12 protein-coding genes and 2 tRNA genes are annotated in these 18295 nt (G+C 60.8%); 5 read left to right on the forward strand and 9 right to left on the reverse strand.

Annotation, left to right across the window (positions count from 1 at the left end):
* Positions 1 to 15: 15 nt before the first annotated feature.
* The 6 genes from ACTG2J_RS07480 to ACTG2J_RS07505 form a co-directional block, all read right to left on the reverse strand.
* Positions 16 to 1236 (reverse strand): ABC transporter substrate-binding protein, encoded by a 1221-nt coding sequence (locus ACTG2J_RS07480; protein WP_439988823.1) that lies wholly within the window; start codon positions 1234 to 1236, stop codon positions 16 to 18.
* Positions 1237 to 1253: 17 nt separating this feature from the next.
* The gene (locus ACTG2J_RS07485) at positions 1254 to 3407 is read right to left on the reverse strand and encodes an FAD-dependent oxidoreductase (protein ID WP_439988822.1); all 2154 of its coding nucleotides are present in this window, start codon (positions 3405 to 3407) and stop codon (positions 1254 to 1256) included.
* Positions 3407 to 3988: a carboxymuconolactone decarboxylase family protein gene (locus ACTG2J_RS07490; protein WP_113738755.1), complete on the reverse strand. Its 582-nt coding sequence runs from the start codon at positions 3986 to 3988 to the stop codon at positions 3407 to 3409. The genes ACTG2J_RS07485 and ACTG2J_RS07490 overlap by 1 nt, the downstream gene beginning before the upstream one ends.
* 25 nt (positions 3989 to 4013) lie before the next feature.
* Positions 4014 to 4688, reverse strand: coding sequence for a DUF1499 domain-containing protein (locus ACTG2J_RS07495; RefSeq protein WP_113738754.1), 675 nt, complete (start codon positions 4686 to 4688; stop codon positions 4014 to 4016).
* Between the two features lie 181 nt (positions 4689 to 4869).
* Complete coding sequence (locus ACTG2J_RS07500) at positions 4870 to 5148, reverse strand: peptidylprolyl isomerase (RefSeq protein ID WP_005334269.1); 279 nt, start codon at positions 5146 to 5148, stop codon at positions 4870 to 4872.
* A gap of 123 nt (positions 5149 to 5271) precedes the next feature.
* Positions 5272 to 5646 carry a hypothetical protein gene (locus tag ACTG2J_RS07505; RefSeq protein ID WP_069555247.1) on the reverse strand — a complete coding sequence of 125 codons (375 nt, stop codon included), beginning with the start codon at positions 5644 to 5646 and terminating at the stop codon, positions 5272 to 5274.
* Positions 5647 to 6160: 514 nt separating this feature from the next.
* Between ACTG2J_RS07505 and tamA the strand changes: the two genes are divergently transcribed.
* Together tamA and tamB are read left to right on the forward strand one after the other, a co-directional pair.
* Positions 6161 to 7936 carry an autotransporter assembly complex protein TamA gene (gene tamA / locus ACTG2J_RS07510; RefSeq protein WP_100646312.1) on the forward strand — a complete coding sequence of 592 codons (1776 nt, stop codon included), beginning with the start codon at positions 6161 to 6163 and terminating at the stop codon, positions 7934 to 7936.
* A 61-nt stretch (positions 7937 to 7997) separates the two neighbouring features.
* The gene (tamB, locus tag ACTG2J_RS07515) at positions 7998 to 11798 is read left to right on the forward strand and encodes an autotransporter assembly complex protein TamB (RefSeq protein ID WP_439997342.1); all 3801 of its coding nucleotides are present in this window, start codon (positions 7998 to 8000) and stop codon (positions 11796 to 11798) included.
* 175 nt (positions 11799 to 11973) lie between these two features.
* Here tamB and ACTG2J_RS07520 read toward each other — a convergent pair.
* Both ACTG2J_RS07520 and ACTG2J_RS07525 read right to left on the reverse strand, forming a co-directional pair.
* A tRNA-Tyr gene (locus ACTG2J_RS07520) sits at positions 11974 to 12058 on the reverse strand.
* A 35-nt stretch (positions 12059 to 12093) separates the two neighbouring features.
* A tRNA-Tyr gene (locus tag ACTG2J_RS07525) sits at positions 12094 to 12178 on the reverse strand.
* Between the two features lie 124 nt (positions 12179 to 12302).
* On the opposite strand from ACTG2J_RS07525, the gene ACTG2J_RS07530 reads away from it, so the two are divergent.
* Positions 12303 to 12812, forward strand: a complete 510-nt coding sequence (locus ACTG2J_RS07530) for a VC2046/SO_2500 family protein (protein ID WP_204483842.1) — start codon at positions 12303 to 12305, stop codon at positions 12810 to 12812.
* Between the two features lie 112 nt (positions 12813 to 12924).
* Here the strand turns inward: ACTG2J_RS07530 and hpf are convergent, their stop codons facing one another.
* Complete coding sequence (gene hpf, locus ACTG2J_RS07535) at positions 12925 to 13263, reverse strand: ribosome hibernation-promoting factor, HPF/YfiA family (protein ID WP_005334257.1); 339 nt, start codon at positions 13261 to 13263, stop codon at positions 12925 to 12927.
* Positions 13264 to 13631: 368 nt separating this feature from the next.
* Between hpf and ACTG2J_RS07540 the strand changes: the two genes are divergently transcribed.
* A complete protein-coding gene (locus tag ACTG2J_RS07540; RefSeq protein WP_021231088.1) occupies positions 13632 to 16136 on the forward strand; it encodes a putative bifunctional diguanylate cyclase/phosphodiesterase in 2505 nt (834 codons plus the stop codon).
* A 99-nt stretch (positions 16137 to 16235) separates the two neighbouring features.
* Entirely contained in the window at positions 16236 to 18137 is a 1902-nt protein-coding gene (locus ACTG2J_RS07545) for a transglycosylase SLT domain-containing protein (RefSeq protein WP_040066126.1), read from the forward strand.
* Positions 18138 to 18295 lie beyond the last annotated feature (158 nt).

Raw genomic sequence — 18295 nt, forward strand, 5'->3', positions numbered from 1 at the left:
GACCAGCGGCACTCATCAGTGGCCGTAACGCTCGGCCCAGGCCGCTTCCAGCTTGAGCTGCCAGCTGGGGTGAGGCTCGGCTACCGATTTGAAGCGCAGCGCCGGTTGCCCCTTGGCTGAATCAGGCAGGGCATCGGCCCTCAGCACGCTGGGATCACCCCAGAATGCCGGATTGGCTTTTCGCGCCTGCGCCGCCGGGCTTAGCAAAAAGTTGGCCACCACCTTGGCTCCCGCACGGGCACTGGCGTTGAAGGGGATGGCGAGAAAATGGCTGTTGGTGAGCGCCCCTTTTTTCATGGCAATCGCCTCCACGCTGGGGGGCAGGGCGCCAATCTGGGCGGCGCTCTGCGCCTCCTGCGGGTTGAAGCTGATGGCCATGGCCAGTTCGCCATCATCGAGCAGCTGGCGGGTCTCGGCGGCGCTGGTGGGGAACAGTTTGCCCTTGCGCCAGAGCGCCGGATGCAGCTCATCGAGCCAGGCCCAGAGCGGGGCGGTGAGCTTGGCAAAGTCGCTCTCGGTCGCCTCCCGATAGAGGGGGGCGGGATCTGGCGTCAATTCCAGCAGGATCTGCTTGAGAAAACTGGAGCCATGGAACTGGGGCGGCTTGGGATAGGTGAAGCGACCGGGATGGGCCTTGGCCCACGCCAGCAGGGCTGTAGCCGAGGTGGGTGGGCTGGCGACCTCTTCGGTGTCGACCATCAGATTGAGCTGGCCGATGCCCCAGGGGGCTTCCAGCCCTTCCACCGGCAGGGTGAAGTCCTCACTCACCGGCAGGGTGCTGTCGACCAGCGCCATGTTGGGTAGCTCGGCGGTAAAGGGAGCGCCGAGCAGCCCCTGCTCCTTGAGCGCCTTGAAGTTCTCGCCGTTGACCCAGAGCAGGTCGATGGGGCCGCCAGCTTGCTTGCCCGCCTGCTTGTTGGCCAGCAGTTGGCTGACGCTCTGGGCGATGTCATCCACCTTCACCTGCACCAGTTTGACCTGATAGTCGCGCGCCAGCTCCTGCCCGGCCCACACCAGATAGGCGTTGATCTCCGGGCTGCCACCCCAGGCGTTGAAGTAGACGGTCTGCCCCTTCGCCTCCTCAAGTGTCCGTTGCCAGTTGTCGTGAGGGGTGGCTAACAGCGGGGCGCTGGCCAGCAGTGGCAGGGCGCACAGCAGCGCATTTAGCCGCTGTTTGAGCCAAGAGTTGCGGTGCGAGTTGAGGTGTGAGCCGAGCAGTGAGAATGGCTTGAGCATAAACGTTTCCCTGATTGTCAGGCGCCACGGCGCCAGCGGTGATAACGGGCCAGCAACGCCAGCACCCGGGTGGGCTGGTGGGCCCGTTTCCATTCACCCGCCACATATTTGTTCCCCTCCATCAGGGTGGGATAGGCGTGAATGGTGCCGAGGATCTTGCCAAGACCGAGGCGGTGACGCATGGCGAGCACAAATTCGGCGATCCGTTCACCGGCGTGAGTGCCCACTATGGTGGCGCCAAGGATAGTATCCTTGCCTGGCACGGTCAGCACCTCGACAAAACCGTGGCGCTCGCCATCGGCGATGGCGCGATCCAGCTCGGCCAGCTCGAAGCGGGTCGCCTCGAAGGGGATCCTCTGCGCTTCGGCCTCCTTGCGATTGAGCCCGACCCGGGCAATCTCTGGCATGGTGTAGGTGGCCGCCGGAATGACCCGATAGTCGGCCCGAAAGCGCATGAACTGGCCAAACAGGGCATTTACTGCCGCATACCAGGCCTGATGGGCGGCAAAGTGGGTGAACTGGTAAGGGCCCGCTACGTCTCCCACTGCCAGTATGCTGGGGAAGTTGGTGGCAAGAAAACCATCGACCGCTATGGTGCCGCGGGGGGCAAGCTCGACCCCCAACGCTTCGAGCCCGAAGCCGCTGACGTTGGCGACCCGACCCAGTGCCAGCAGCAGTTGATCCCCTTCCACCACTTGTGTCTCATCGCCCCGGCGCAGTTGCAGCCGGATGGGGAGATCCCCATCGGCTGCGGGCAGATAGTCGGCTCGTTCGGCACGCCAGCCGGTGAGTAGCTGCACGCCATCGCGGCTCATCTGCCCGGCCAGGGCGTCGGCTACCTCTCTCTCTTCGCGGGGCAGCAGTTGCTCCGAGAGTTCCACCAAGGTCACGGGAATGCCGAGCAGGGCGAAGCTTTGGGCCAGCTCGCAGCCGATAGGGCCGCCGCCCAGCACCAGCAGGCGGCGCGGCGGGGTGCGCAGTTGCCAGAGGCTATCCGAGGTGAGGTAAGGCACCTGATCCAGCCCCGGCAGCTTGGGCACCAGCGGCCGGGCGCCGGTGGCGATGACGATATGGCGGCTGGCAAGGCGCTGGCCGTTCACTTCTACCTCCCAGGGGGAGACCAGTCGTGCCTCTCCTTCGATGCACTCCACTCCAAGCCCCTGATAGCGCTCGATGGAGTCGTGGGGCTCGACCTCCTTGATAACCTGCGTCACCCGCTCCATCACGGCGGCAAAATCGGCGCGGGAGTGGCTTGGGCTAAAGCCCAGCTCGTCGGCTTTACGTTGCTCTGCGGCAAAGCGGGCGCTTCGGATCAATGCCTTGGAGGGGACACAGCCGCTGTTGAGGCAATCTCCCCCCATCTTGTGTTTCTCGATGAGCGCCACCTTGGCCTTCACCGCCGCGGCGATATAGCTGGTGACCAGCCCACCTGCGCCCGCACCTATTACCAGCAGGTTGTAGTCGTAGCGAGCGGGTTTGCCGTAGGGGGCGAGCAGTCGCCGCTGCGCAAGGTGTGTGGTCAATTTCTTGACCAGCCAGGGCATCAGACCGAGCAGTGTCAACGCGACCATCAGGCCGGGGGAGAGGATATTGCCGGTGCTGGTTAACTGGCCAAGCTCGCTGCCCGCCAGCACATAGACGAAGGTGCCGGGCAGCATGCCAAGCTGGCTGACCCAGTAGTAGGTGCTGACTCTGATGGGGGTGAGCCCCATCAGCAGATTGACCAAAAAGAAGGGGAAGATGGGGATTAGGCGCAGGCTCAGCAGATAGAAGGCCCCCTCCTTCGCCATGCCGGACTGAAAGGTGGCCAGCTTGTCGCCAAAGCGCTGCTCGACCCAGTCGCGCAGCAAGAAGCGGGCGCTGAGAAAGGCCAGGGTTGCGCCTAGGGTGCTGGCAAAGGAGACCAGCAGCAGTCCCCAGGCGACACCAAACACCGCGCTGCCACCCAGGGTGAGCAGGCTGGCGCCGGGCAGGGAGAGAGCGGTGCTCAGCACATAGATAAGCACGAACAGCAGGCTGGCCGAGACAAAGTGGCTGTCGACCCATTGCGCCACTGCCGCCTGCTGGGCCTGCAAGGCGTCCAGAGTGAGGTAACGACCGAGATCGAGGGCAAAAAAGGTGCCGATAAGGCTCCCCATCACCAGCGCAAGCAGCAGGCGGGTCCGGTTCATCAGGCGTCCTTGCTGTCAGGCTGGGCGGGGCGTTCCGGTTGCACCGGCAGCTGGCAGAAGCCCTGCGGGGCGATATCGAGGGCGGCGTTGAACTTGGCCGACATGTTCTGGAAGGCGATAAGGCCGGTCAGCTCCACCATGGCATCGTCGTCGAACCAGGGCTTGAGGCGGGCTGCCTGCTCATCGCTCACCCCATCGATGCCAGTCATCGCTTCGGTGTAGTCGAGCACCGCTTTCTCCCGCTCGTCGAACAAGGGGCTTTCGCGCCAGTTGGCCAGCGCCTCCACCTTCTCGCTGGAGCCGGCTCTCTTTACCAGGGTCATGGCGTTGATGTCGACGCAAAAACGACACCAGTTGAGCTGGGAGACCCGCACCGTCACCAGCGAGCGCAGCACGGGGTCGATGGGGGAGCGCTTGCGGTTGATGACGCCGTAGAGGGTGGCGACGGCGGCAAAGAGGCGCGGCGAGCGGCCCCAGCACTTGCCCGGAATAAGCACCTGACCATAGTTGCGCTTTTGCAGCCAGAAAAAAGGGCGGATAAACCAGGCATATTCCCGGTCGGGTTTGACCTCAACGCGCATCAGTTACCTTCTTGTTGTTTCACACTTACGGTTTCAAATTGGGTTTGTAGGCCTGGCCGAGGCGCTCATTCAGGCGGGTCAGGAAATCCTCGATCCGCGCCCGGTTGGTGCCCAGATCGCTTTGCCCCTGACGGGAGGCTGATCGCATATCGATGCGGGTCTCTTTGGGGCCAGCAAAGACCCGCAGCGCCACATCATCCTGAAAGCCGAACCAGCCGGTGGTAACCACCGCATCCAGACCGTCGGGGCTGGGTCGTACCTGCCAGCCCAGCTCCTGCATCAGTTCGCTGGCTTCAATCACCACTTCGGCAGGAGAGGCCCTGGTAAAGAGAGGACCGGGTTTTGCCTCAACTGCTTTCAGCGGTGCGCTATTTATTGGCAGATCCTGCGCCGTTCTGAGCTCTGCCGCCCAGCGTAGCTGGGGGGGATTGTAGGGATCTGTGCTCACATCGTTGATCAGCGGCATCCGCAGCGCCTGTGCCACAAATGTCAGGGGCAGCAGTAGCGGCAAGGCGCCAAGGCCGCTGGCGTAGCGGTTACGGCTCCAGGGCAGGCGTACCAGCAAGATCAGGGAAACAAGGGCTCCGATGAGACAGATCGCAAAACCGATCCACCATGGCCAGAGATGAAAGCGGCTGCCGAGGGCGCCAGCGAGCGGGAGTAACCAGGCCAGCAGGGGCCACAAGCAAGAGCGGGGCATAGCACGGGATCCATCGTCGAATGTGGACAATGCCGAGAAGGATAAACTTAATTGCCTGATAACGTTAGTAAATTGATGAGAGTTTGGCGTGGTTTTGGTCAGTTTTGCGAGGGGGGGATGCAGAGGTCGGTGAAGCCCGCCTGATGGGAGCTTCACCGAGAAAATGGTCAGTTGCGATGACTTAGTTGCGATAGAGCACTTTGATCAGATGAAAGCCGAACTTGGTGCGCACCGGTCCCAGCACCTTGAGCAGTTCGCCCTTGAAGACGGCATCGTCGAAGGGCTTGACCATATCCCCTTTATTGAACTCCCCCAGATCGCCGCTGCGTTTTGCAGAAGCGCAGGTGGAGAAGCGCTTGGCCATCTGGCCGAAGTCGGCTCCCTTCTCGATCTTCTCCTTGATCTCCAGACACTGTTTTTCGGTCTTGACCAGAATGTGCTGGGCACAGGCTTTTTTCATCGGGGCGCTCCTGGGAGTGATGGCGAAGGTTGTTAACGCCAAGGGTGGTAGCAAATCGGGGCGCAAGAGTACCCCAATTTGCCACTGGCGTCAGCCATCACAGCCCGCCCTTTATCGGCCGTATTATTGGCGAGCGCGGGTGGCCAGCACGGCGCGGGGACGCGCTTGCCAGATGATCTCCAGACCGAGCAGGGCGTAGAGGCTCCAGATGGCCAGCGGATTGAGCCATTCGCCCCCCAGTTGCAGGGTCATCAGAGCGCAACCTGCCAGCAGCAAGGTGATCCCCGGCAGCCGCCAGTGGGCGGGCAGGGGGGCCAGCAGCGCCATCGCCAGCAAAATGCCGAGGCCAAACGGCAGGTTCAGGGCGGTAAAGGCCAGCGCCTGCTGGCCACTCATGCCGGTCAGCAGGGCCAGCAGGGCGCTGCAACAGGCGAGGAAGGTGATGAACTCGAGACGATCGGCAATATAGTCAGCCATCTGTTCGCTACGTGCATGCATGATGTGTCTCCTTCAGTTGATGGTTCAAGTGTGAGGGAGGGACGTTCGCAAAGGCAGCGGGATAATTCGATTGCGCTGAACGAGCAATTCTTAATCACCCGCTACGGCGGGCTTTGGCGTGTGCCGGGCCTGTTAAACGGTGAGGGTGGGGTGATGCCGACAAACTCTGTCGTGGTGGGTTTCTGGTTGCAAAGAGAGGAGGAGAGGTGACAAATGGTGCCTGATGGTGGGGTGAGCCTTATTCAGGGCAGGTCAATTCGCTCCCATCGGGAAAGCGGGCGGCGTCATTGTCACCAAAATGTGTGATTTGTGGTCAACCTCTTAAAAGATATGGCGAATTTGCCAATGGCGCCGCGCTGTCGCTGGCCGATGCCTATGTTAGGATAAGGTTCGCCATTTTTCTGGCGCGCATTTTTGTGTCACGGCCATGCACGGCATGGCGTGCTGCGCCGCATTCGGGGTTGGCCCGAAAGGGCGCCGGTTTCCTTCACCACAGATTCAGGAATATTGACCTTTGACAGGATGCATTTCATCCCTGCTGGCAGGGCGTTCACTGTCTGGCTCTGCCTTTCGCCGCGGCCTGCGGGTTCTGGGGGTGGGCCTGTTGCTGTCGCTGCTGGCTTCGCCCGCGTTTGCCGCCAAGCTCACCTATCAGGTCAAGGGGTTGAAAGGGGAGAACAAGGATAACGTTGAAGCCTACCTCAATGCCCTGCCTGTTTATCAGGAGCGGCAATACCGCCCGGCTCGAGCCAAAATCACCGAGAGCGTGCAAAAGGCGCTGCAGGTATATGGCTACTACCAGCCGAAAATCACCCTGAGTCGCGACAAGAAGACTCCGTCCAAAGTGGTGATTGAGGTAGACAAAGGGGAGCCGGTCATCGTCTCCCGCCTCGATATTCTGCTGGAGGGGGATGCGGGCAGCGACGAGCTCTACAGCGCCCTGCTGGACAAGTTGCCCCTCAAAGAAGGTGAGCCCCTCAATCACGCCAAATATGAATCCATCAAGGCGGATCTGGGCAGCCTCGGGCTGGCCCGTGGTTACTTTGATGCCAAGCTGAGCAAGAGTCAGGTCAAGGTGTTCCCGGACAAGGGGACGGCGGAGATCTTTATTCTGTTCGAATCGGGCCATCGCTACCGTTTTGGCGAGATCCGCTACGATGCCACTCCCGAAGCGCTTCACCTTATTCGCCCGCTTATCAACATCAAGAGCGGCGATCCCTATCTCGCCATCCGTCTGGCCGAGATGTCGCAGGATGTCTCCTCCACCAAGCTGTTCCGTCAGGTCGATATCAAGCCGGTATTGAGCGAGGCGAGCAACTATCGGGTGCCCATCGCGGTGACGCTGGATAACCGGGTTGATCACGAAATCGAGACAGGTATCGGTTACGCCACCGACGTGGGGCCGCGGATGAGTGCCACCTGGGAGAAGCCCTGGGTCAACCGCTACGGCCACCGCCTGTTTGCCACCGCCAAGGTGTCGGCGCCGGAGGCCGAGCTCAGCTTCGACTACCAGATCCCGGTGGGTAACCCGCTGCGGGACTACTACTCCATCCAGACCGGCTACCAGTACAAGGACAACAACGATACCCGCTCCGATCTCACCACTATCGGTGTGCACCGCTGGACGCGGCGGCCGGAGAGCTGGGATCGGGACGTCTTTATCCGGCTGGAGAACGAGATCTATACCCAGGGTGCCGACGAGGGGAACAGCTTGCTGCTGATCCCCGGGGTCTCCTGGTCCCGACTGCGGGTGCGCGGCACCCTGGTGCCCGACTGGGGGGATCGCCAGCAGTTGACGCTGGAGTTCTCCGACCCCAGATGGGGCTCCGACATCAGCTTTATGCGGGTGTGGGGGCGCAGCAAGTGGCTGCGAACTCTTGGCGATAACCACAGATTCCTGATGCGGGCAGAGCAGGGGGCCATCATAGGTGACAGCTTCTCGCTGGTGCCACCGTCCTTGCGCTTCTTTACCGGTGGCGATCAGACGGTGCGCGGCTTTGGTTACGAGAGCATCTCCCCCACCGGGCCGGATGGCAAGCTGACCGGTGGCCGCTACACCAGCGTGGCCAGTCTGGAATACAACTACCGCTTCAGCGAGAAGTGGCTGGGGGCCATGTTTGTGGATGGCGGCACCTCCACCACCGATTACAGCGAACCCTGGAAAATAGGTACTGGCGTCGGTGTGCGCTGGGTCACCCCCATCGGTCAGGTCAGGCTGGATCTGGCGGTCGGGGTATCGGAAGAGGACAAGCCCTTGCGGCTGCATTTCGCATTGGGGCCTGAATTATGATGTTGTCTAAACGCTTTTTTCTTTGGCCGCTGCGGCTGTATCTTGCGCGGGGGTCTGCATTGTGATCTGGCTAAAACGCATTTTTCTCTGGCTGATGGGGCTGGTGTTCCTGCTGCTCATCGGCGTCAGCCTGCTGGGTTTTACCCATCAGGGCAACAAGTGGTTGTGGCAACAGGCCAGGGCGGCGCTGCCCTCCCTCAAGGGGGAGCTGGTGGCCGGTCAGCTTGGGTATGGCTGGACTCTGGAAGGGGCGGGTTGGCAGGATGAGCTGGTGGATGTCACGGTGGATCGCGCCGTGCTCGACTGGGATCTCGGCAAGTTGCTGCAGGGCAAGCTCTGGATAAAATCCCTGGCGGTGACCCATCCGGTGGTCAAGGTAGCCGACTCCGAGCCCGCACCGGAAGAACCATCCGAACCCTTTGTCTGGCGCCCGCTGCCACTCAAGATTCAGGTCGACAGCCTCAAGGTCGCGGATCTCGATCTGGCTGTGCCCGGCGTGGCCGTGACCCTGGGGTCCCTCGATATCGGCGCCACCCTCAACCGCAAGGGGCTGATTGTACGCGGCCCGGTGCTCGATAACCTGAAGGTGACGCTGGATGACGCGGCACCCGCCAGCGCAGCCAAATCTGCCAAGCAGCCGGCCGCTAACGAGAAGCAAGCCGTGACTGCGGTTGCTCGTACCGACAAGGCCAGCGCCAAGACCGTCAAACAGGGCAAAGGGACGCCAGCTGCGAAGACGGCAAAGGCAGCCCCCATTCTCCTGCCCGCCATTCATCTTCCTTTCCCCATCCAGCTGGAAGGGGTCAGCGCGACCCGGGTGCAATATAAGCAGGGCGAGCTGATCGAAGGGCTCGACAAGCTGCTGCTCTCTGCCACTGCAGCCGACGATCGCATCGAGGTGCGTGAGCTCTCGCTGCGCCACGCCATGGCCGATCTGGCGCTCAAGGGACACATCCAGCTCAGTGATGACTACCCGCTGGCGGTGACCCTGGATGCCAAGGCCCGCAAGGGGCTGCTGGATGGCGAGCTGCAGGGTGAGCAGGCCACGCTGGTGCTGAGCGGTTCGGTCGGCAAGCTGGGGCTGGTGTTGTCGGCCAAGGGGCCGATTGCCGCCAATCTCAAGGGCTCGCTGGCAACCCTCGACCCGGATCTCCCTTTTGATGTGGCCCTCGACTGGAAGAGCCTCGGCTGGCCGTTGCACAAGCCTGCCAAAGATGAGCCGAGCTATCGGCTGGACAAAGGGAGCCTGACTGCCAAGGGCAAGCTCTCCGGCTATCAGTTTGCCCTCAATACCTCCGGCAAGGGAACCGATGTCCCCCCCTTCAAGCTCGCGCTGGACGGGAAGGGGGATCTGGAGCGGCTCAGCAAGATCGCCTTGCAGCTCAACGCCCTCAAGGGGGAGTTGAAGCTCGATGGCAAGCTCGCCTGGAACAAGGGGATCGAGTGGCAGGGAACCACCATGTTCAAGGGGATCAATCCGGCCGAGCTGCTGCCTGAGCTGAAAGGGACGCTGGCCGGTGAGCTGGAGAGCCGTTTCGTGATGAACGAGGCGGGTCACTGGGAGCTGAAACTGCCCAAGCTCAAGGTGGATGGCAAACTCAACCAGTACCCGCTGGCCCTCAAGGGGGAGCTTAGCGGTAATGACAAGATGGAGTGGCAGATCCCGGCGCTCTCGCTGCAAAGTGGCCCCAACCAGTTGCAGGCCAAGGGCAGTATCAGCAGCGCCCAATGGAAGCTCGATGCCAACCTGCAGGCTCCCCAGCTGGGGGGTATCTATCCCGGCCTGAAAGGGGATATCAAGGGACAGGTGAAGGTCAGTGGCAATCAGCAGACGCCAAAAATCGATGCGGATCTGGCCTCCGACCGGCTCTACTATGCCGGCACCGACCTGAAGGGCATTAGCCTCAAGGGCAATGTGGCGATCGGTGCCAAACCGGCCGGTGAGCTCGCGTTGTTGGTGGCGCAGTTGAAACAGGGTGAGACCAAGCTCAGCCAGCTGGCCCTGAACCTCAGCGGCGATATCAGTCAGCATCTGTTGACCCTGACCATGAAGGGTGACCCTGTTGCGGCCAACCTCAAACTGGGTGGCGGCGTGCGCGGGGATCACTGGCGCGGGGCGCTCTCCGAGTTGCGGCTGAAAACTCCGCTGCGCCGTTGGGACTTGAGCTCCCCCTGGGCACTGGATCTCGATCTGCCGCGTCAGCGGCTGGCGATGGGGGATCTTTGCCTCGGCTCCCAGGGGGCCAGCCTCTGCGTCAAGGGGAGTCAGGTCTCCGCTGCGCAGGGCACTCTGGAGTTTGCCCTGAGCGAGTTTGATCTCAAGCGGCTACGCCCCTGGTTGCCGGACAACTTCCGCTGGCAGGCGATGCTCTCCGCCGATGGGCGTGCCAGCTGGCGTGGCAATCAGCCGACCCTGCATGCGGTGGTGCGAACCACGCCGGGCACTTTTGTGGCAGATGGCCTCAAGACCGACTATCAGCTGCTGGCTTTGGCCCTTGATTTCGAGCGGCAGCAGGCGGCCATTCGCCTCGATTTTGCCTCCAAACAGATCGGCAATATCGATACCGATCTACTGATCAGGGAGCCCGCCGGTCGCGGTCTGCTCGGCGGTCAGCTCAAGTTTGACGATCTCAAGCTCAATACCTTCGCGCCGCTCATCCCTGAGGTGCGCTCCCTGCAAGGGATCATCTCCGCCGATGCCCGTTTCGACGGCACCCTGGCGGCGCCCCTGTTGTTTGGCCAGCTCAACCTGCGTGACGGTGAAGTGCAGACCCACTCCGACATGGTGACCCTGACCAAGCTGGTGACCCGCCTCAAGATCGAGGGCAACCGCGCCGAGCTCGATGGCTCCATGCTGGTGGGCAAGGGGCCGCTGGCGTTGGGCGGCTGGCTCAGTTGGGCCAAGATGCCGGTCAGCGGCAGCCTCACCATTCAGGGTAAGGATCTGGAGGCACAATATCCGGGCATGGGCCGGGTCAGAGTCTCGCCCGATATCGCGGTGTCGCTGGGGGAGGAGACCCGCATTACCGGTCAGGTGGATATTCCCTGGGCGCGCATTCTGGTCAAGAGCTTGCCGGATTCGGCGGTGGCGGTCTCAGACGATGTGACGGTGGTCTATGACGATCTGCCCCCGGCTCCCAAGCAGGCCAGTCTGCCGCTGGCGATGAAGGTGGCGATCCGCCTTGGCAACGATGTGAAGCTTGATGCCATGGGGTTGAAGACCGATGTCTCCGGTGGCCTCAATATCCGTCAGGATCCCGAGAAGCCGCTGGCTGGCAATGGCCAGCTGGTGCTGACCAACGGCCGCTTCAAAGCCTATGGTCAGAACCTCATCATCAAGGAGGGGCGTATCCTCTTCTCCGGTCCGCTGGATCGGCCGTTCCTCAACATCGAAGCCAACCGGGATCCCGATACCATCGAGGGTCAGGTGACGGTCGGGGTGCGGGTGACAGGCCCTGCCAGCAAGCCTGAGATCACTGTCTACTCCGAGCCGCAGATGGCGCAGTCGGAACAGCTCTCCTATCTGCTGCGCGGAAAAGGGTTGCAGACTGGCGGTGAGGATGGCGGTTTCAACGGTCTGCTGGTGGCCGGTGCGGTGAGTCAGGCCAACGGCGTGGTGTCGAGCATCGGCGAGTCGCTCGGGATGAGCGATGTCTCCCTCGATACGGCGGGCAGTGGCGACAACACCCAGGTGACGCTGTCGGCCTATCTGCTGCCGGGCTTGCAGTTCCAGTACGGGGTCGGGGTTTTCAGCCCCATCGCCGAATTCAAGCTGCGCTACGAGGTATTGCCACGGCTCTATCTGCAGGCGATGAGCGGGGTGGCTCAGGCGGTCGATATCTTCTATCGCTTTACTCTGTAACGCATCATCCCGTAACAGGGCTGATATGAACGTAAACGGGAGGCGCAGACCTCCCGTTTTTTATTGCGCGATCGGCTGCAGGCATACAGCGATAAGGGACTGGAGGGCAGAGGAATAACGGATTGGGCAGACCAGAAATGCGAAAACCCGGCGCTAGGCCGGGTTTTCCGAATGATGGTGGAGGGAGAAGGATTCGAACCTTCGAAGGCAGAGCCGTCAGATTTACAGTCTGATCCCTTTGGCCGCTCGGGAACCCCTCCACGGGGGTATTGCTTTCAACTTGTCGCACTTGAAATGGTGGAGGGAGAAGGATTCGAACCTTCGAAGGCAGAGCCGTCAGATTTACAGTCTGATCCCTTTGGCCGCTCGGGAACCCCTCCACAAGTGCGAGGCGCATACTAACAGATCTTCCGGTTTTGTGAACCCCCAAGCAGGATTTTTCCATTAAAAGAATTGGATTTGTGGCCGATAACCAGTGAAATCGCCATTTTCGAGAGTTATCTCATGCTGCCCAGTTCAATCCGTAATCACCTGCTCGTTGATGAGGGCCAGTTGGGGCAGCGCCTCAACCGTGACCTGCAGCATGGCGATCGCGCTGATTTCCGGTTGCATCTGGCCCTGCTGACCGATGCGGTGGAGGAGCAGCCCTGGTTTGATGCCAAACCGGCGGCCACTCCCCAGAGCCGTGACTGGCGTCTGCACTTTGCGCTGAGACCGGCAGAGGTGCTGGTGGCTGAAGGGGCGGGGAGTGACTGCAGTGCCATCAATGAGCGGTTGCAGCAAGGGGGAAGCATGGTGGATGTGCGGCTCTGGCTGGCGCTGCAAACACCGCCGCTGGCGGTCAAACAGCCGCTGCTGGATGAGGCTGTCTACGACAACCTGTCACCGCTGGCGCGGGAGCGGTTGCAAGGAAAGCTGGCCGATATGCCACGCCAGGAGGATCCGCTGGTATTGCTGCCGATCCTCGATCGTTTGCAAGAGGGGGTGGATACCCGGTTGCACTGGCTCAGTTGATGGCGCCTGTTCACTGACGTAATGCTGTGCTTGTGGGGTAAATCACAGGCAACAAAAAGGCAGGTAACCCCGCCTTTATGCTCTTTAGAATTTTTAGCCTTGCAGCATGCTATCAAGCGTCAGCTTCATCCGGTTGCGGCTGCTCTTTGAGTGCGGCATTGGCACGACGGGCAATCGGCTTTTCGGTGTGACGGTTGAGTTGGCGCTCCAGTTTTTGCCCCAGTTCGTTGATGGCGGCGTAGAGATCCTCATGCTCTGCCTGGGCAAACAGTTTGCCGTTGGGGATGCCAGCACTGGCTTCGACAGTGAACATCAGACGCTCTTTGGAAACAATCACATGAGGTGTGATGAGAGGCACCTGAAGACGTTCGAGCTTTTCAAAACGGGATTCGATGCGCTCGCGGATAGCCGGGGTGATGTCGATGATTTTGCTGGTAATTTCGATTTTCATATTGGCCCCCTTCGGGTCGTCTTGCTTGTGTCTTCACCTTCAGATTACTCATTGGTAAAGATTGAAATGTGATCCATGTCACATAACCTTCCCTTGGCTATTCAGCAACTTATAAATTGTGATCTTTTCCGGTTTCGTGCCAAAAACAGCTTGAGCTCCATGAAACTGGCAGGCAGTATGACGGGAATAGGATCGTTTCTGTCCCTTCTTGGCAGCACTTCGTGTCGACCTCATGTCCGGTTTCCACTGCTTGATATCGCATGTTTGTACTCTTCCCTCGCAACCTCTGATCTCATGAGCGGATGCAGGGGGCGTTGCTATGCCTGATTGGACATCAAACGTGGTTGGTTGTTGTGTTGGAGTGGTAAATGAAGCAGCAGGCCACGCAAGTCATGTGGTTTTTCGATCGGCAACATGATCAGTGGAGTCTCTCTGATCAGGGGGCCTACCAGCAGTGGCAAGGGGAGGGCAATCATCCCTGGGCCGCTCGCCTGTTACCGGAAGATGAGGCAGGCTTTGCCGACTTTCTTGTCCGGCTTCATGAATCACATCTGCCTGAACAGTTCATCGGTCATCTGAAAGATGATCAGGGGCAGCTCAACCATGTGCTCTGGAGCGGCCAGTTTGTGCCCACCCAGCAGATCTGCTGTGGCTGGCTGGCCCCTCTTGATACCGCCAACAGTGCGGTCTCCTCCCTCAATCTCTCTTTGCCGTTGCTGCAAACCACCCTGCTCACCCAGTTGGCGCAGGCGCTTTCTGCCCGCACCGGGCTCGATTTCTTCAATACCCTGGTCAGCCAGTTGGCCCATATCCTCAAGGTGGATGCGGTCTGGGTGGGTGAGTTGTGCGGTGCCGACCGGGTCAAAGTGCTGGCCGCCGACGGGCTGGCGCAGAAGGATTATCCGCTGGCGGGATCCCCCTGTCAGGAGCTCTACAAGCAAGGGGCCATCTGTTTCGAGGTGATCGACGAGTCGCAGGAGTATCAACCCTGGCTGGCGGCCGGGCAGACTTATTATGGTCAGCCGCTGTTTGATGCCAGAGGCCAACTTCTGGGCCATCTGGCGCTGCTCTATTCGGCCCCGGCAGATACCAGCAATCTCACCTCGGTGCTCAATACCTTCTCGGTACGGATGGTGGCCGAGCTGGAGCGGCTGCAATCCGATGCCCAGATGCGCCTCTCTGCCGTTGCATTCGAGACCCACGAAGGGATCATCATCACGGATCCGGGGTTCAAGATCCTGCGGGTCAACAACGCCTTCAGCCAGATCACCGGCTTTGACAGCCAGTCGGTGCTGGGCCTGCATCTGGAAGAGGATCTCTGGCCAAATCTGGGTGGGCTCGGCTACGAGCTCAATACCCTCAGCCGCTGGCAGGGGGAGACCCAGCGTCGCCATGTCGATGGTCACACCTATCCCCAGTGGGAGATAGTGACGCCGGTGCAGGATGAGAAGGGGGTGATCAGCCACTTTGTCATCTGCTTCGAGGATATCTCCGAGCGCAAGGCGGCCGAGCGGCGCATCCAGGATCTCGCCTATTACGACGAGCTGACCGGATTGCCCAATCGCCGTCAGTTGCATGAGACCCTGGTGCAGACCTTCAACGAGGCGACCCGCGATGGCTTGATTGGTGCGCTGCTCTTTATCGATCTCGATCACTTCAAGACCATCAACGACTCCCTCGGCCACGCCACCGGTGACTGGCTGCTCAAGGAGGTCGCCGCCCGTCTCAAACGGTTGGTGCGGCAAGGAGATTGCCTGGCCCGCCTCGGCGGTGACGAGTTTGTGTTGCTGTTGCCATCGCTCTCGGCCAGCCCGCCCCAGGCGGAGATGCAGGCCGATATCATTGCCGAGCGGCTCATCACCGAGATTGCCGCTCCTTATACCTATGTGGGGCAAGTGCTGCACATCGGCGCCAGCGTTGGCATTACCCTGTTTCCGGATCGGGAGCAGGGGGTCGATGATCTGCTCAAGCAGGCGGATACCGCCATGTATCAGGCCAAGTCCGCTGGCCGCAAGACCCGTCGCTTCTTCGATGCCTCGATGCAGCAGCAGGCGGATCGCCGTCTGCTCATTCACAACGAACTGCGCAACGCCCTCAGCCAGCAAGAGCTGACCCTCTACTATCAGCCCCAGCATATGGTCGATGGCGGCGATATCATCGGTGTCGAGGCGCTCATTCGCTGGCAGCCGGCCGGTCGCTCGCTGGTCTCACCGGCCGAGTTTATACCCATCGCCGAGGAGACGGACCTGATTGTCGATATCGGCAACTGGGTGCTGCACGAGGCGTGCGCCCAGTATGTGCTGTGGGAGGAGAACGGCATCCACATTCCGCAGATCTCGGTCAACGTCAGTGCCAAGCAGTTCCATGCCACCGATTTTGTCGAGCGGATCCACGACGTGCTGGCGCAAACCGGCATGGATCCGGCCTGCCTCAATCTGGAGATCACCGAATCTGTGGTGCTGGGTCATGCCGAGGACACCATCAGCAAGATGACCGAGCTCAAGGAGCTCGGCATCAGCTTTGCCATCGACGATTTTGGCGCCGGTTACTCCTCCCTGAGCTACCTCAAGCGGCTGCCTGCCGATGAGCTCAAGATCGACCGCTCCTTCATTCAGGACATCCCGAAAGATGGCGACAACATGGCCATCGTCGAGGCGGTGATCGCCATGGCCCGCCATATGGGCTTTAACGTCACGGCGGAAGGGGTGGAGTCCCGTCAGCAACTGGAGTTTCTCAAGGCGCAGGGGTGCAGTTTCTATCAGGGCTATCTCGCCTCCAAGCCGCTGCCGGTGCCCTATCTGGAGAAATATGTACAGCGTCTGACCAGACCGGAGCAACTGCGTGAAATGCAGCTGAGCGAGTCAGAAAAATAGTCCCTGCTCCCCGCTGTAGCGCTGCCCGGCAACGGGTAGAATGAGAGGCAGTAGACCCACCGCCACCGGGCGGTGTATTGCCCTCAATGGAGATGTTCAGTGAAAGCTGTATGGGGAATTGTTTTGTCGGCGCTGTTTGTGCCGACCCTGATGGCGCAGACTGCCGACCAGACGCTCTACCGTCAGGCGTATGACGCCGTACGGGCCAATGATCAGGCCCGTTTCCAGCAAATTCGTGCCCGTTTGACCCATTACCCCCTGCTCCCTTACCTCGATTACTATCAGCTCGCCTTTCGTCCGGGGGCGGCGGATTACAACGATGTGACCCGTTTTATCCGCCAGCATGGGGATACCCCCCAGTCCAACCGGCTGGAGCGCAGTTATCTGACCTATCTGGCCCAGAGCCAGCAGTGGTCGCAGTTCCTTCGCTTCTATCCGGCCAAGCCGAGCTCCACTGACCTGCTCTGCATGCACTATCAGGCGCTCTATTACACCGGCAAGCCGAAAGAGGCGTTGCAGGGGGCGGGCAAGATCTGGATGAGCGGTCAATCCCGTCCCGATGCCTGCTCCCCGCTGTTCCAGCTGTGGCAGGCATCCGGTCAGCGAACCCAGGAGAAGATCTGGCAGCGGATGACGCTGGCGTTCGAGGCGGAAAACCCCAATCTGATCCGCCACCTTGGCGCGACCCTGGGTAGCGGCTTGCAGAGCTATGGCGATCAGATGGTGACCCTGTTTGAGCAGCCCGCCAAGGCGATGAACCCGGCCTATTTCAGCAGCAATCCCTATTCCCGCAAGCTGCTCTCACTTGGCTTGACCCGCTATGCCAATCAGGAGCCGGAGTCGGTGCTGCGCCAGCTTGCGCTGTTTCGCAGCCGTTTCGGCCTGACCCAGGCCGAGGTGAAACCGGTAGAGCGTGCCATTGCCCGCCGCCTGCTGCTGGATCGCTCCATTGCCCAGCGCAGCTGGGTCGACAGCACGGTGAAAAAGCTGGCGGATCCCGACATTACCGAGCTGCGGGCGCGACTGGCCATCTGGGAGCAGGATTGGCGTGGCCTCTCCGGCTGGGTGAAGATGATGCCGATGGCCCGTCAGAAAGAGGATCGCTGGCGCTACTGGATGGCGCGCTCCCTTGAGGTGCAGGGGCAGCAAAAACCGGCACGGGATCTCTATCTGGAGACTGCCAACCTGCGTGGTTTCTACGGTTTCATGGCCGCCCAGCGCACCGGTGTGCCCTATCGCATCAAGAACCAGAGCGTCAAGCATGTACCGGACTGGCGCACGGCCAGTCAGCGCTGGCCCTTCCTGTTGCGGGTGCGCGAGCTGCTGTCGATGAACGAGATTGCGGCGGCCCGCTCGGAGTGGATCCACAACATGGATCGCAATCCGGTGGCCCAGCGCATCGAGTTTGGTCATATCGCCCTCAATCAGGGTTGGCACGAGCTGGCCATTCTCGCCAGCATTCGCGCCGAAGCGTGGGATGCCCTCGACCTGCGCTTCCCGCTGCCGCTCAAACGCACCTTCTCCCAGATGGCGCAAGAGCGCACCATGAACACCAGTTTGCTCTACGCCATCTCCCGTCAGGAGAGTGCCCTCTATCCGCTGGCCCAGTCGCCGGTGGGGGCGCGCGGTCTGATGCAACTGATGCCTGCTACTGCCAAAGAGACTGCCGGCAAGCTGGGGGTGCCCTATCGCAACGAGCAGCAACTGTTTGATCCGACGATGAATATTCGTCTGGGGAGCGCCTATCTCAAGCGTTTGCTGGATGTCTATGATGGCAACCGGATCCTGGCGGCGGCGGCCTACAACGCCGGGCCGGGACGGGTAAAACGCTGGCGAGAGCAGAGTGACAACAAGCCGATGGACGTGTGGGTAGAGAGTATTCCCTACAAGGAGACCCGCAACTACGTGCAAAACGTGCTGTCGTTCGATCTCATTTATCAGCACAAGCTGCAGCAGCCGCTGCGCTTCATGTCGGAGCGGGAGCTCAATCACGCCTATTGAGTCGGGGGCCGCCAGCCGGCCCCTGTTTTCAAATTTCCCTGCTGCCGGGTATCATCGGGTAAGGTTTTGTTACCAAAGGAAACATGCCTGGTGACCTGGCTCCGGGAATTGCATCAGGCCGCAGGGTATACTCGGGCGTCGGCACCGACAGGTTCCCC

It is taken from the genome of Aeromonas sp. 6P (assembly GCF_051919525.1).
GTDB lineage: Bacteria > Pseudomonadota > Gammaproteobacteria > Enterobacterales > Aeromonadaceae > Aeromonas > Aeromonas veronii.

Excerpts from the sequence above, each read along its gene's own strand:
- ACTG2J_RS07480 (WP_439988823.1), bottom strand. The coding sequence starts at position 1,236 with ATGCTCAAGCCATTCTCACTGCTCGGCTCACACCTCAACTCGCACCGC.
- ACTG2J_RS07495 (WP_113738754.1), bottom strand. The coding sequence starts at position 4,688 with ATGCCCCGCTCTTGCTTGTGGCCCCTGCTGGCCTGGTTACTCCCGCTC.
- ACTG2J_RS07530 (WP_204483842.1), top strand. The coding sequence starts at position 12,303 with ATGCTGCCCAGTTCAATCCGTAATCACCTGCTCGTTGATGAGGGCCAG.
- ACTG2J_RS07485 (WP_439988822.1), bottom strand. The coding sequence starts at position 3,407 with ATGAACCGGACCCGCCTGCTGCTTGCGCTGGTGATGGGGAGCCTTATC.
- ACTG2J_RS07490 (WP_113738755.1), bottom strand. The coding sequence starts at position 3,988 with ATGCGCGTTGAGGTCAAACCCGACCGGGAATATGCCTGGTTTATCCGC.
- hpf (WP_005334257.1), bottom strand. The coding sequence starts at position 13,263 with ATGAAAATCGAAATTACCAGCAAAATCATCGACATCACCCCGGCTATC.
- ACTG2J_RS07500 (WP_005334269.1), bottom strand. The coding sequence starts at position 5,148 with ATGAAAAAAGCCTGTGCCCAGCACATTCTGGTCAAGACCGAAAAACAG.
- ACTG2J_RS07540 (WP_021231088.1), top strand. The coding sequence starts at position 13,632 with ATGAAGCAGCAGGCCACGCAAGTCATGTGGTTTTTCGATCGGCAACAT.
- ACTG2J_RS07505 (WP_069555247.1), bottom strand. The coding sequence starts at position 5,646 with ATGCATGCACGTAGCGAACAGATGGCTGACTATATTGCCGATCGTCTC.